This is a genomic window from Fodinibius sp. GM108, from assembly GCF_058386985.1.
Map to the genome: position 1 here is coordinate 161,409 of NZ_JBYEIR010000002.1, position 13,022 is coordinate 174,430.

The window sequence follows — 13,022 nt, forward strand, 5'->3', positions numbered from 1 at the left end:
TTTAAGATTTTGGATTTTATTTAAATAACGGGCTAAACATTAACGAAAATAAAGATGCACGAGAATGAAAAAATTGATCACAGGGATGCTACTTGTTGTATTATTTGCCGGATGTACCAGCTCGGGTGCTTTTTTATCCGCAAACCAGACGATTGTTAATTTAAATGAAGGGAACTATACCATTACGGCTACTGATATAGCCGGCGAAGCAGAAGCTGGCTATATATTTGGCGTAAGCTATTCGAACGGTTTAGTGGCTAATACTTTTGCCATTGCCAGGGTCGGAGGTACAGGCGCTTTATATGCCGAAGCGTTAGAAAATTTGTGGCAAAGTTATGAAGCTGATCACGGAATGAGTCAAGAACGTAAGTTGGCGCTGACCAATGTGCGATATGATGCCGATATCCTAAATCTTATCTTCTACAATAAGATAAAAGTTACTGTACGTGCTGATGTTATAGAATTCCATTGAGATCTGGTCAGAAAGTTAAAATAGGCTTATGAACGAACGAAACGTTATCATCACCGGCGCCAATTCGGGCATCGGAAAAGCGGCAGCATTAAAATTTGCTTCGGAAGGATATCACGTTATAATGGCCTGCCGAAATCGGCAGAAAGGAGAGGCGGCTATGAAAGAAATTATGGCATCAGTTGGAAATAGCAGCACTGAACTGATGCAGGTTGATGTTTCGTCCTTCGAATCTATCCGCAGTTTTTGTGATGTGTATCAAAGTAAATATGATTCTTTGGATATTCTGATTCACAATGCGGCTTATTTTAACCATGGAGAAAAAGAGTATCAGATGAGCCCGGATGGAGTAGAGTTAACTTTTGCTACCAATACATTCGGTCCGTTCTTAATGACAGAACTGCTAAGAGACCTGTTGGCAAAATCCGATGATCCCCGGATACTCGTTGCCTGTACGACCAATATCAAGCACTTTTTTGATCCGAAAAGAGTGATCGAATTTGATAATCTGCAGGGAGAATATAAAGATAGGGCATATAACATGTACAAACTCTACGGGGATTCCAAGATGGCTCTGCTGATGCTGACCTTTCGATGGGCCGAGGAATTTAAAGCCGATGGTATTAATGTAAATGCTGTGATGATTAATAATATTCGTCAGGAGTGGCAGTCGTTAAAGAAGTTCAGGGGCTGGTATCGGATTGCGGGGATTTTGCAGAATCTTGTTGCCAAACCAACCAGCTTTATGGCTGATATCTATTTTAATATATGTACCTCGGATTCCTTCAGCGGTGTTACCGGCAAATTGATTAATCACAGACTTGAGATAGTTGAACGCTCTGATTTAGAAGATGAATCCGGATTTCTGCAGGTTGCCCGGGAGATTATGAATGGTAAAACATATCCAAAATATGCTGATGATACCGAGGTACAGCAAAATGTCTGGGAGACGAGTCAGAAGCTAACCGGTTCGAGTAAGAGCTCCATACCAAAGTCTGATCTCCATTCGCTCTGAATTGTGTGTGCTCATATCTATCTCGTTGCGCTGCTCTGCAGCCCGATTGACCCTATCCTGTCCTTTCCCTATAAGCAGGGAAAGGAAGTCGTTGCAAGAGATTACCTTACATAGATATAGCGCTTTTCCTTTCAGATTCTGTCATATAACGATTTTATACTGATATAGTAGCTAATATTATAATGTAATGGGGATATAATATGAAATATGACAGACGCAAAAGTTTTTATATCCTGATGAGCCTGATTCTATTCCAGGGGATCAGTGGTATTTTCGGAGGAGGAGCTTTAATTCTGGATCCGAGTGGAAATCTACTTCAGATGCCCATAAGTATGCTTGAGAGTTCTCCTTTTGAAACATTTTTTGTACCCGGAATCATACTCTTTCTGGTGCTGGGTATTTTGCCATTGATCGTACTTTCAGGACTGTGGAAGAGAGAATCATGGGCATGGTCAGGAGCGCTGTTGGTGAGTCTCGCTCTAATAATATGGATTAGTGTAGAAATTGCACTGGTGGGGTATCAGTCTAATCCGCCCCTGCAGCTGATTTATGGATTGGTGGGTGTTGCTTTATTGATGCTAACCTTGATGCTTTCTGTTAAACATACGTTCAGAAGAGATACCTTAAATCCTCAAAAATAAATTTCTATGGGAAAAATAATCATATCGATTGTCATGGTGGTTCACGGGCTCATTCACCTGCTGGGATTTGTGAAAGCTTATGATTTAGCACCCATCAGGCAGTTAACCGAAGAGATATCAAGAACAACGGGATTAGTGTGGCTGCTGGTAAGCGTGCTGTTTCTGCTCACAGTATTTCTTTACTTCACACAGAATGATATCTGGTGGATGGTTGGATTAGCTGCCGTTATCATTTCACAAGTGCTCATTATTCTATCGTGGAGCGATGCCAAAGCGGGGACCATTGCCAACATCATTATCGCTATTCCTATTATTATGGCTATTACAGAAAGACTTCCGGATAACTGATGTCAAGAGATGACAAGAACCGATAAAACATCGCTTGTTGGCCTAATGGAGAATCTACAGGTTGAACTTTCCGATTATATAAACAATATCAGCCGAATCCCGCTGCTGATGACCAAAAATCCGGTATCGAGGGGGCGATATCAGCTACGAACCCCTGATCATGATTTATGGATTTTTTCAGTTTTTGACTAGAGGGAAAAAGGCTCCCGAAGTTATTCTGAATTACATTGTTCGGACTTGATAGAATTTAGGTTCTGAATTCATTTATAAGTAAAGGAGAGAATCAAATCATTTAAAAAAATCGTGTTGCTACACAAAACCCAAATTCAGGAAACTTTTCTAACACTTTAACATTTCATTTAAATGAGAAGTAAAAGGTATAGCGAAAATTTTTCCCATAGATTTAAAAAAAGTAAATGAGCTCAATTGATGATATCAGCAAAAAAATAATTGATACTTTTGAGTACGGGCATGATGCACATCGGCTTTCTCTAGGGTTAATCTTTATATGGTACGGACTTCTCAAACCTTTTGGAGCAAAGACAACAACTTCGCTTTTGGCCGATACCATATATTTTTTTCCACCAGAAACCGTTCTTCCTATATTAGGCTGGTGGGAAGTTGCAATAGGCGTTACTCTCATTTTCAAGCCATTAGTTACTTATTCTATAATATTGCAATTTATCAGAATACCAGGGACAGTTCTAGCTTTCTTTATGCACCCTGACGTATGTTTTGTGCAAATACCTTTTGTACCAAGTCCAGAGGGACAGTATCTGATTAAAGATCTTATCATTCTGTTTGCAGGAATTGCCATTGCGGAAACAGTTTTTAAGGATAAAGCACATTCATGATAGAGTGTTTATAAACTATGGTCGATCAAATTGAATCTCCTGTTGATGTTGATTTTAAGTTCTCCGAGCAGTCCTGGTACAATCTTACTGCAGAAAAAGCATGCGAGATAGTTAAAACCACTTCTGAAGCAGGTTTAACTGATGAAGAGGTTGAGAAGCGCAGAAACTTTTTTGGTCCCAATGAAATTGCCACGGAGACCAGGTTGAGCCGCTGGCAGATACTCATTCACCAGTTTAGAGATCCCCTGATCTATATTCTTCTTGCAGCAGTCTTTGTAACATTCATTCTCCAAGATTACGTCGACTCAGGAGTAATCATGGCGGTGGTCCTGTTAAATGCCGTTATTGGTTATATCCAGGAAAACAAAGCTCAACATGCTATACGGGCACTCTCAAAACTATCGGATCCAAAAGCACAAGTCATTCGCAACGGCCGTGAGATTGAGATACCGAGCCGGGACCTCGTACCCGGCGATATTGTATTGCTCAGCTCGGGCGGGCGGATTGCGGCAGACATGCGGATCATCACGTCAAAAGGGCTGGAGGTGGATGAGTCGGCACTCACCGGAGAATCGGTGGTAATCAATAAGCAAGTAGATCCGCTGCAAGGCTCCAACCTCGTTCCGGCCGATCAGAAGAATATGGCCTTTGCCGGTACCATTGTCACTCAGGGACGGGCAAAAGCAGTGGTGGTGCGCACGGGAGATTCAACGGAGCTGGGAAAAATTGCTTCTACCGTCAAAGAGATTGGAATTATTAAAACTCCGTTGCAGGAGAAAGTTGACAAACTGGGCAAGAATATCGGCAACCTTATCCTGGGCTTTTCATTGCTAATCGCTGTGACTGGTTTCCTGTACAACATGGTTCCCGCGGAGATTTTTGTAACAGTGGTGGCAATGGTGGTATCGGCCATTCCAGAAGGTCTACCAGTGGTTCTTACCATAACATTGGCTATCGGAGTACGGCGAATGGCCCATCGGCGGGCCATTATCCGATCTCTGCCGGCTGTTGAAACGCTGGGTAGTACTACGGTCATCGGCTCAGACAAAACAGGTACGCTGACCAAAAACCAGATGACAGTCCGCCAAATTTGGGCTGATGATAAACTTTTTGATACCACGGAAGCCGGTTATCAACTTGAAGGAGCCATTCGCGATGATGGGAATATAATAACCCCTTCTTCCGAAAGTGGTCTTTTTCAGACACTCCTGACAGGAACCCTTGCCAATGAGGCCAATGTAACCACGGTTGAGAGCGGAGAACCGCAGGGAGATCCTACTGAAATTGCGTTGCATGTGTCAGCTTACAAAGGAGGGTTGCGCCTCTCCGATATTCGACTACAGAAGGAGCAGTTGGATTTCCTCCCTTTTGAACCCGAACGCAAATTTATGGCCACCTTAAACAAGGACGAAAGTGGCCAGACCATCTTTATGAAAGGAGCCCCGGAAGCAGTCCTGGACCGGTGCAAACACCAGCTTAGGGATGGTCAGCTTGTACCCCTAGATCCAAAAAAAGTTAAAGAAGTATCCAAACAGATGGCAGCCCAGGGCCTCCGGGTGCTGGCGATGGCCTATCGTAATACTAAAGCCGAACATCTTGATGATAAGTCCGTTTTGGAAGATGGATTTATATTAACGGGCCTGCAGGGGATGGAAGATCCCGTACGACCTGAAGTGGTAGAAGCGGTGCAAAGTGCCCAGGAGGCGGGGATACGAGTGATTATGATAACCGGAGATCATATTGATACCGCCGTAGCAATCGGGCGGCAGCTGGGACTGGATCCTGGTGAACACGGGGCTCTGGAAGGAAAAGTTCTGGAAAGGCTTTCGGATGAAGAACTTGATCGACAGTTGATGAATATCAATATCTTCGCGCGCGTTTCTCCCAAACACAAGTACCGCATTGTTGATCGATTAAAAAAACTCGACCACGTGGTGGCTGTAACTGGAGACGGGGTCAACGATGCCCCGGCACTGCGAGCTGCTCATCTTGGAGTAGCGATGGGCAAAGGCGGTACCGACGTTGCCAGGGAAGCTTCTGATATGGTTCTGTCTGATGATAATTTTGCCTCCATAACCGCCGCAATTGAAGAGGGAAGAATTGTTTTTTCAAATGTACGAAAGGTGACCTTTTTCCTGCTTTCCACAGCGGTAGGTATGCCTATCGTTATATTGATTGCGGTTGGTATGAACTGGCCCCTTCCATTCATTGCGGTTCAGATTCTTTGGATTAATTTGGTAACCAATGGCTTGCAGGATGTAGCCCTGGCCTTTGAACCCGGGGAGCCGGGCATACTGAAACGCAAACCCCGGCCTCCTAAAGAGGGTATATTGACAGGTCGTTTGACCACACGTCTTGGTGGGATAGGCCTGATTCTGGCTGCCGGGACCCTTGGAACATTCTGGTGGATTTATCGGCAAACAGGTGACCTGGACATGGCCCGAACGGCAGCTATGACCCAGATGGTTGTCTTCCAGTTCTTTCACGTTTTTAACTGCCGCTCTTTGGACAGGAGTATATTCCGGATCAATTTCTTTTCAAACAAGTTTTTGTTTGTCAGCCTTATTGCTGCCTTACTGGCTCATCTGGCCGTGCTTCATGTTGGATTTTTACAAACCATCTTCCGCACCATGCCACTCACCAGCGATCAGTGGATGTTGATTATTGGTGTTGGATTCCTAATAGTTTTAGGTGGTGAAATTGACAAAATTATCAATCGCTGGCGTAAGAGTCATATTGGGTGAATTATGTTGAAGTATAAGAGCTTTTTACCAGTCTTACTTCTACTGTTTTTGCTCGTAACGTTTTTGTTAAGGTTATAGCTTCAAGTAGTGTGGTGCAAAGCATTACAATTTCTTCCAAAATTTTCCTGCAGTTAACCGTTAATTGAAAGCATAATTAATTTCTCCTACCTCAAAAAACAGAAATCATCCTACATAGGTGAGCTGTAATGTAATTCAGCGTATCATTTAAGTAATGAAAGAAATAAACCAGTGAAAGGTCTGGACATATATCTCATCCCCTGGCTGATTTCCAACGTTGTCGGCTTTCTGATGCTCCTTGCAGCTTATAAAAAGCCCCGGCTGGCAAGAGGATTGTTCTTTCTGCTTTTTGGATGGGCAAGCTGGTTCAACTACTCCACAGCACATGCAACCCCGGAGGTGTATCTAGAATATGCCTCAATGTCGGTGGATTTGTACAGCGAATTTATATTGGGATGGTTTAGCGATCATATCACTCTGATAGTTACGGCAATAGCAGTGGGACAGGCTTTTATAGCTCTGGGTATGTTGCTTCGTGGCTTTTGGGTAAAATTAGCTTGTATAGGAGCGATCATTTTTCTGTTGAGTATAGCACCTCTGGGAGTAGGGACGGGATTTCCGTTTTCCATTACAGTTTCTGTTGCTGCTTATCTGATCATTCGCAAAGGCAATTATGACTACTTATGGAAATCCCAAAAACAAAAAACACAATAAATATTTATTACCAATATAGATTTAAAGTGGGATAAGGAAGAAAATACGCAGTGAGGTAGTGGATTTCCTTAGTTAAACAGACATATATGACCTACAGTAATTAATCCTGGTAATGGATTAATTAAATTGTAATTACCGGCTTAATTACAATTTAAAAGCAAATGAATAATAAATATTTTTTTGATCTAAATAAATATGCTTTAACAGAGTACGGTAGTAAGCTCGAAAAGGCGGAACTGTTTCCGGGCAGAAAAATTTTACAAGAGAAGACTAAAGAGCGATTCAAAAAGCTTAGTGATCAGGGTATTAGCAATCTTGGTGAACTGTCAGAAATTCTAAAATCATCACGAAGAACCAAACAGTTAGCAGATGAATCAGGTATTCCCGGAGAGTATCTGAACATCTTGAGAAGGGAACTCAATCAGTTGTTGCCCAAGCCGGTTTATCTGAAAGACTTTCCGGGTATTCCTGTATCTGTCATTGCTAATCTGGAAAAGCATGGTATCAAAAATACATTCCAGCTATTTGAACAGGCAGATACAATCGTAAAAAGAGATAAGCTTTCAAAGGAAGCAAAAGTAGATCTTGATTCTATCAATGAACTGCTCAAACTATCGGACCTTTCCAGAATATGGGGCGTGGGACCTGTTTTCTGCATGATATTTTATGAGGCAGGGTTCGATTCGGTAAAAAAGGTGGCAGAGGCTGAAGCATCGCAATTGTATGCGAGACTAATGGAAGTCAACAGAGACAAAAACTATACAAAAGCCAGATTTACGGAGAAAGATGTGGCATCCTGCATTGAATTTGCGCGGCGGCTGCCAACATTTCACTGAAGAATAATTTTCTTATAGAAACAATGGATACGAATAACGTTCTTAATGAAGTCCGAAGGGAACTGAAACAAAACAGCGAGTCTGAAAACAGGAAAAGCGGTAAGACCTTTTTCAAAGAGGAGGTTCAGCTATATGGAGTGAAAACGGCAATCGTAACCAAAATTGCAAAACAATACTTCAAAGAGATCAGAGAACAAAAGAAATCTGAAATATTTGAGCTATGTGAAAAGCTTTGGCAGTCGGGATATATGGAGGAGTCGTTTATTGCCTGCAACTGGACCTATGCACTGCGTAAGGATTATCAACCAGAGGATTTCAGCATTTTTGAAAAATGGTTGCATCAATATGTGACAAACTGGGCGGCGTGTGATACGCTCTGCAATCATACGTTAGGTGCTTTCATGGAAATGTATCCGGATTATGTGTCCCAATTAAAACGATGGGCTAAATCGGAAAACCGGTGGGTCCGTCGCGGGGCTGCAGGTACACTGATTATACCAGCACGGAATGGCAAATTTCTTAAGGAGATCCTGGAGCTTGCCGACCTGCTGCTTACGGATGGCGATGACCTGGTGCAGAAAGGGTACGGTTGGTTACTGAAAGCAGCCAGTGAATCCCATCAAAAAGAGATTTTTGACTATGTAATGAGCAAAAAAGAGATCATGCCGCGGACGGCCTTGCAATATGCTATTGAAAAGATGCCGGATGAATTGCGAGCGGCGGCAATGGGTAGGGCGCCGAAACCAGCATCATAATGAATACAAAGAGATAAAACCATGAAAGAACCAAATTCGCATATAACAGTTGGCTTTTGGGCTGCAATCTTTGCCACGGTATTTAGCGTTGCTTATATCGCAGCCCAGCTTTTCGAATGGACGGGGATGCTGGGATCGCATGGCGGACCTGAAAGCTCCAGTACGCCGATGGGCATTGTACTCCTACTGACGCCTTCTTTGTTGCTGGGCGTCTCTTTTGTAGTGTTAATGGTAGCTGTACACTATTACGCTTCGGATGAAAGGAAGGTCTGGAGTCATATCGGTTTGGCTTTTGCAACGGTCTATCTCACACTGATCGGGATCGTATATTTTATTCAGCTTACGCTTGTTATGCCCCGCATGGTGCGTGGAGAGCTTGAGGGCATCGAATTTCTTCTTTTTACTCCCTTTGATTCATTTTTGTATGCCGTTGATATTCTTGGCTATAGCTTTATGAGCCTGGCCACACTGTTTTCAGCCATGATCTTTACCGGCAATGGCATGGAGCGAACAGCCCGGCGGTTCATGATTGCCAACGGATTTATTTTGCCTTTCCTGGTTTTTCAAATGTATTATCATCCCCTTATATGGGTTGCCAGTCTCTGGGCGATCACTTTCCCGGGCTCGACAATATCATTATGGATACTATTCAAGAGAAAGATACGATCATTGGAAAGTCAAACTTCGGCGAAATTCTTTAAGGTTGCGTATACCACTAAGAGATGATTTTTTCAATTAAAAAAAGAATAGCTTATTTGGCTCTGCTGTTGTTTTTTCTTGGAAATATGGCGGTTCAATCGCAGGATACAACAGTAAAAAAAGATACTGTTTACCAAAATAAGATACTGATGCTTCCGGCTCTGGGCTCTACTCCCGAAACGGGATTTATGTTTGGCGGTGTTGTTGTGCCGCAGTTTAAGCCTGGTTCGGCCGGATCCGAAACCCGTTCTTCAAGCGTATTTATTTCAGCGATTTACACGACTAAAAGTCAGATCTTGACCAGTGTGCTGCCCAATATAGTACTGCCGGGTGAAAAGTGGGTGTTGAATGGGAACTATTTTGGAAATTACTTCCCGGAAAGCTTCTGGGGCGTTGGGCCGGCAACAAAAAAAGATGATGAGCTAACAGTCTTTTATACGCAGATCAACCTGGAGCAAAATGCACTTCGACAGGTGAGATCAGGTTTATATACTGGTCCATATCTTCGATGGTCGAAGTTATACAACGTGAAATTTGAGGACGAGGATGGCAATAGAATAACCGGACCCGATGTCAGCGGTGCAAGTGGAAGCGAAACAGCCGCCGGTATTGGCTGGATAGCAAGATGGGATCGGCGAAACAGTAATATGACTCCCACTGAAAATCACTACCTTCAATTTTCAACGCTAAGCAACCCCTTATGGTTGAGCAGCTCTTATCCCTATACCTTATATGAGCTGGATGTACGAAAGTACCTGGATTTGAGCAATGACGGAAAATCGGTACTTGCCCTGCAAAGTATTATCCAGTTGAATTCCGGTAATCCGCCGTTTAATGATCTGGCTGATATCGGCGGAGATCGCATTAACAGGGGATATTATCAGGGGCGTTTTCGGGATCAGAATTCAGCGGAGCTTCAGGCCGAGCTGCGACAATCGGTAACAGGGCGGTTGGGATTTACCGTTTTTGCCGCTTCGGGAGAGGTGTGGAATCGCTTTGAAGATTTTAATTTAGATAACTATAAGTGGACAGCCGGGGCCGGACTTCGCTTTAATATTAATAAGACCGATCCGACAAATATTCGCATAGATTATGGAATCGGGAAGCACACCAGCGGATTTTACCTGCAGTTCGGAGAGGCATTTTAAAAAAGCTAAATATTATGAAATATAAAGATATCATTTCGGTTTTGGTGTTTATTATTGCAGTCTTGGCAGTTATTGCTACTTTGTTCGGTATTGTGAGCGAAGCAGGTCCGGGCCCTTATACATATGAATCCATTCGCGGTGAAATGGTGGAGATATATGGCAAAGGCATCTATCAGCATATGTCGGCCGAAGTGGCACCACAAGGTATTGCGCAAGACTATGTAACACTGCTTATTGGGATGCCCATGCTTATATTTGCACTTTATTGGGCACGGCAGGGATCCATTAAAGGACGTTTTTTGCTGGCGGGCGCCCTGTCATATTTCTTTGTGACCTACCTTTTTTACCTGGTTATGGGGATGTATAACATGTTGTTTCTTGTTTACGCCGCTCTGCTTGGAACCTCCTTTTTTGCGCTTTCACTTATTATGATATCTCTCGATCCAACGGAGCTTTATAAATATTTTAATCGTGATGCTCCTACTACCTTTAGTGGTGGATTTCTGATTGTTAACAGCATGTTGATAGGGTTACTTTGGCTTAGTATTGTTGTCCCGCCGTTGCTGGACGGTACGATTATTCCACGGGAGGTGGAACACTATACTACGTTGATTGTCCAGGGATTGGATCTGGCGCTTCTCTTGCCGCTCTCCTTTGTCTCCGGGTATCTCCTCCTAAAACGAAAAGCATTTGGGTATTTGCTGGCACCGATTTATTTCGTATTTCTTTCACTGCTTCTGGTAGCGCTGACGGCAAAAGTTATTGCCATGGGTCTTTTGGGACAAGATATTATACCGGTCGTATTTATTATACCGACGCTGGCGCTAATCTCCATTATTTGTACAGTGCTTCTCTTTAACAATATCAATGAGGACTATCACTGATAGCAAATTAATTAGAGGATGATGAGCTCTGATACGGAAGCCTCCAGTCTTTTCTCGTTCGATACCTTCCACCATTCATATACAGTTCCGTACCTCCCTCACTTCATATCTATATCTCGTTCCGTACCTCTCCATCCTATATCTCGTTCCGTACCTCCCATATTTACATCTCGTTCCGTACCTCCGGTGCGGAACGTATACCTCCGGTGTGGAATGCTCTAACAGTTGCCCCGTTAAATTTCATTTTTTAAAGAGGCATTAGAATTTTTGGTGAATACTGTAAGTAAACAACCTTTCATAGGTCTTACTTATAAAGAAGAAAAACATCACAGCCATGGGACGAAGTAGATACAAAATATTTGATGAAGATTATCCATATTTTCTAACTATATCAGTTATAAAGTGGAAACCAGTTTTTGAACTAAATGAAGTTATACAGATCATTCTGGATGCACTGCTGTTTCTGCAAAATAAACGGCAGGTGACGTTATATGCGTATGTAATAATGAAGGATCATGTTCATCTTATTGCATCTGGAAAGCTTTTATCGGAAAAAATTAGATTATTCAAATCCTACACAGCTCGACAAGTTATTGATTTATTGGAGCAACAGCAGGACACCAATTTATTAAGATCATTAGGGGAAAACTCCAGAACTAATTATCAACTCTGGCAAAATGGATTTCATCCTAAACAAATAGTAGGGGATAAAATGATGATTCAAAAGATCGACTATATACACGTTAATCCGGTAAAAGCAGGATATGTTGAAGAACCAGAAGATTGGAAGCATTCATCAATCCATAACTATATGGGTAATGACAGTGTACTTCCTGTTACATGTTTTTAATTTGGTAATCTGAGAGATCTTGCGAAAGGTCGCGCACCGGGAGGTACGCGACCAGATTTGTTGGGATTCTTTAGCTCCGATTCTATATATCAATCCGATACCTCCCCATTTCATATCTCGTTCCTTACCTTCCACATTTCACTCTTTCCGTACCTCTATATTCCATATCTCGTTCCGTACCTCCGGTGCGGAACGCTGTTAAACTTCAACCTTAAGTTTGAGAAGTTGGGTAGTGCCAGTGTAATCCCCATTACATATTTTATGATTTGAGATACTTATAAGATCCTGCGATAGGTCGCGCACCGGGAGGTACGCGACCAGGTTTAATGGAATTCTGATCTGTTTATTCAGCACTCAACGTATCAAAGTAAGCCCTTGGAAATTCGATGCTCCAGACGCCGCGGAGCTCTCCCATGGCAAATCCCGTAGCTTGATCTTCCGGATACAGCTCCTGGATCGTCTCAAAATCTGCTTCTGCAATATCCGCTCCCGGTTTACCGTGACAGTTCAGGCAAAGCTGATTGGGAATGCGGATAGGAGCGTGATAAATGATTGACTTTTCACTGGCATACGTGAAGGGCTGGAGTTCACTATTGGATTTAATTTCATCGAGGTACTTTTGAATAGATACCATCTCTAAAGAATCGGCACGGTTCTGGGGATTTCTCGGCTGATGGGAAGCCCTGCGCAGTTCGATACCATATTCAGAAGCCAGAGAATCGGTCAGTGGCATCGCTTCAACATTGCAAAATTGCAGGGCATACTCTACGCTGCCTTCAGCCATGGCTCGTTTCAAGTTTGAGCTCAAGGTTTGAAAGGCCGCTCCTGATATCTTTTTTCCCTCTTCGACTACAGCCGTAGTATCAACAGTGTAATTATTGTCGACTGATTGTTGCTCCGGCTGCTGACCACATCCCAATAGAAGAATAGAAAGTATTACTAAGTAGCGCATAATTGAAATAGATTTGATATTCCTGATAAATTTAACACAGATCAGACCGGTAGGAAACAGTTGTTTGATGAAGTATGGGTAGTGAAAATCCCCAC

At 42.9% G+C, this 13,022-nt stretch carries 14 protein-coding genes; 13 read left to right on the top strand and 1 reads right to left on the bottom strand.

Going from position 1 to position 13,022, the window contains the following annotated elements; translation table 11 throughout:
* Positions 1 to 64: 64 nt before the first annotated feature.
* The 13 genes from ACT3ID_RS04000 to ACT3ID_RS04060 all read left to right on the top strand — a co-directional run bounded on the left by ACT3ID_RS04000 (position 65) and on the right by ACT3ID_RS04060 (position 11,975).
* Positions 65 to 472, top strand: a complete 408-nt coding sequence (locus ACT3ID_RS04000; protein ID WP_491540699.1) for a DUF6567 family protein — start codon at positions 65 to 67, stop codon at positions 470 to 472.
* A gap of 28 nt (positions 473 to 500) precedes the next feature.
* Entirely contained in the window at positions 501 to 1,484 is a 984-nt protein-coding gene (locus tag ACT3ID_RS04005; RefSeq protein ID WP_491540700.1) for an SDR family NAD(P)-dependent oxidoreductase, read from the top strand.
* Between the two features lie 200 nt (positions 1,485 to 1,684).
* Positions 1,685 to 2,125 (top strand): hypothetical protein, encoded by a 441-nt coding sequence (locus ACT3ID_RS04010; protein ID WP_491540701.1) that lies wholly within the window; start codon positions 1,685 to 1,687, stop codon positions 2,123 to 2,125.
* Between the two features lie 6 nt (positions 2,126 to 2,131).
* Entirely contained in the window at positions 2,132 to 2,473 is a 342-nt protein-coding gene (locus ACT3ID_RS04015; protein WP_491540702.1) for a hypothetical protein, read from the top strand.
* A 416-nt stretch (positions 2,474 to 2,889) separates the two neighbouring features.
* A complete protein-coding gene (locus ACT3ID_RS04020; RefSeq protein WP_491540703.1) occupies positions 2,890 to 3,327 on the top strand; it encodes a hypothetical protein in 438 nt (145 codons plus the stop codon).
* 17 nt (positions 3,328 to 3,344) lie between these two features.
* Positions 3,345 to 6,071, top strand: a complete 2,727-nt coding sequence (locus ACT3ID_RS04025; protein WP_491540704.1) for a cation-translocating P-type ATPase — start codon at positions 3,345 to 3,347, stop codon at positions 6,069 to 6,071.
* Positions 6,072 to 6,320: 249 nt separating this feature from the next.
* Positions 6,321 to 6,803: a hypothetical protein gene (locus ACT3ID_RS04030; protein WP_491540705.1), complete on the top strand. Its 483-nt coding sequence runs from the start codon at positions 6,321 to 6,323 to the stop codon at positions 6,801 to 6,803.
* A gap of 161 nt (positions 6,804 to 6,964) precedes the next feature.
* Complete coding sequence (locus ACT3ID_RS04035) at positions 6,965 to 7,639, top strand: DUF4332 domain-containing protein (RefSeq protein ID WP_491540706.1); 675 nt, start codon at positions 6,965 to 6,967, stop codon at positions 7,637 to 7,639.
* A 23-nt stretch (positions 7,640 to 7,662) separates the two neighbouring features.
* Positions 7,663 to 8,394, top strand: a complete 732-nt coding sequence (locus ACT3ID_RS04040) for a DNA alkylation repair protein (protein WP_491540707.1) — start codon at positions 7,663 to 7,665, stop codon at positions 8,392 to 8,394.
* A gap of 21 nt (positions 8,395 to 8,415) precedes the next feature.
* Positions 8,416 to 9,120 (top strand): hypothetical protein, encoded by a 705-nt coding sequence (locus ACT3ID_RS04045; RefSeq protein WP_491540708.1) that lies wholly within the window; start codon positions 8,416 to 8,418, stop codon positions 9,118 to 9,120.
* Positions 9,117 to 10,241, top strand: a complete 1,125-nt coding sequence (locus ACT3ID_RS04050) for a BamA/TamA family outer membrane protein (RefSeq protein WP_491540709.1) — start codon at positions 9,117 to 9,119, stop codon at positions 10,239 to 10,241. The genes ACT3ID_RS04045 and ACT3ID_RS04050 overlap by 4 nt, the downstream gene beginning before the upstream one ends.
* Positions 10,242 to 10,255: 14 nt before the next feature.
* Complete coding sequence (locus ACT3ID_RS04055; RefSeq protein ID WP_491540710.1) at positions 10,256 to 11,125, top strand: hypothetical protein; 870 nt, start codon at positions 10,256 to 10,258, stop codon at positions 11,123 to 11,125.
* Positions 11,126 to 11,459: 334 nt separating this feature from the next.
* Positions 11,460 to 11,975 (top strand): REP-associated tyrosine transposase, encoded by a 516-nt coding sequence (locus ACT3ID_RS04060; RefSeq protein ID WP_491540711.1) that lies wholly within the window; start codon positions 11,460 to 11,462, stop codon positions 11,973 to 11,975.
* A gap of 343 nt (positions 11,976 to 12,318) precedes the next feature.
* Here ACT3ID_RS04060 and ACT3ID_RS04065 read toward each other — a convergent pair whose 3' ends face one another.
* Positions 12,319 to 12,927: a Tll0287-like domain-containing protein gene (locus ACT3ID_RS04065; protein ID WP_491540712.1), complete on the bottom strand. Its 609-nt coding sequence runs from the start codon at positions 12,925 to 12,927 to the stop codon at positions 12,319 to 12,321.
* Positions 12,928 to 13,022 lie beyond the last annotated feature (95 nt).

Coding starts and splice junctions, on each gene's coding strand:
- ACT3ID_RS04000 (WP_491540699.1), top strand. CDS start 65: ATGAAAAAATTGATCACAGGGATGCTACTTGTTGTATTATTTGCCGGA.
- ACT3ID_RS04005 (WP_491540700.1), top strand. CDS start 501: ATGAACGAACGAAACGTTATCATCACCGGCGCCAATTCGGGCATCGGA.
- ACT3ID_RS04010 (WP_491540701.1), top strand. CDS start 1,685: ATGAAATATGACAGACGCAAAAGTTTTTATATCCTGATGAGCCTGATT.
- ACT3ID_RS04015 (WP_491540702.1), top strand. CDS start 2,132: ATGGGAAAAATAATCATATCGATTGTCATGGTGGTTCACGGGCTCATT.
- ACT3ID_RS04020 (WP_491540703.1), top strand. CDS start 2,890: ATGAGCTCAATTGATGATATCAGCAAAAAAATAATTGATACTTTTGAG.
- ACT3ID_RS04025 (WP_491540704.1), top strand. CDS start 3,345: ATGGTCGATCAAATTGAATCTCCTGTTGATGTTGATTTTAAGTTCTCC.
- ACT3ID_RS04035 (WP_491540706.1), top strand. CDS start 6,965: ATGAATAATAAATATTTTTTTGATCTAAATAAATATGCTTTAACAGAG.
- ACT3ID_RS04040 (WP_491540707.1), top strand. CDS start 7,663: ATGGATACGAATAACGTTCTTAATGAAGTCCGAAGGGAACTGAAACAA.
- ACT3ID_RS04045 (WP_491540708.1), top strand. CDS start 8,416: ATGAAAGAACCAAATTCGCATATAACAGTTGGCTTTTGGGCTGCAATC.
- ACT3ID_RS04050 (WP_491540709.1), top strand. CDS start 9,117: ATGATTTTTTCAATTAAAAAAAGAATAGCTTATTTGGCTCTGCTGTTG.
- ACT3ID_RS04055 (WP_491540710.1), top strand. CDS start 10,256: ATGAAATATAAAGATATCATTTCGGTTTTGGTGTTTATTATTGCAGTC.
- ACT3ID_RS04060 (WP_491540711.1), top strand. CDS start 11,460: ATGGGACGAAGTAGATACAAAATATTTGATGAAGATTATCCATATTTT.
- ACT3ID_RS04065 (WP_491540712.1), bottom strand. CDS start 12,927: ATGCGCTACTTAGTAATACTTTCTATTCTTCTATTGGGATGTGGTCAG.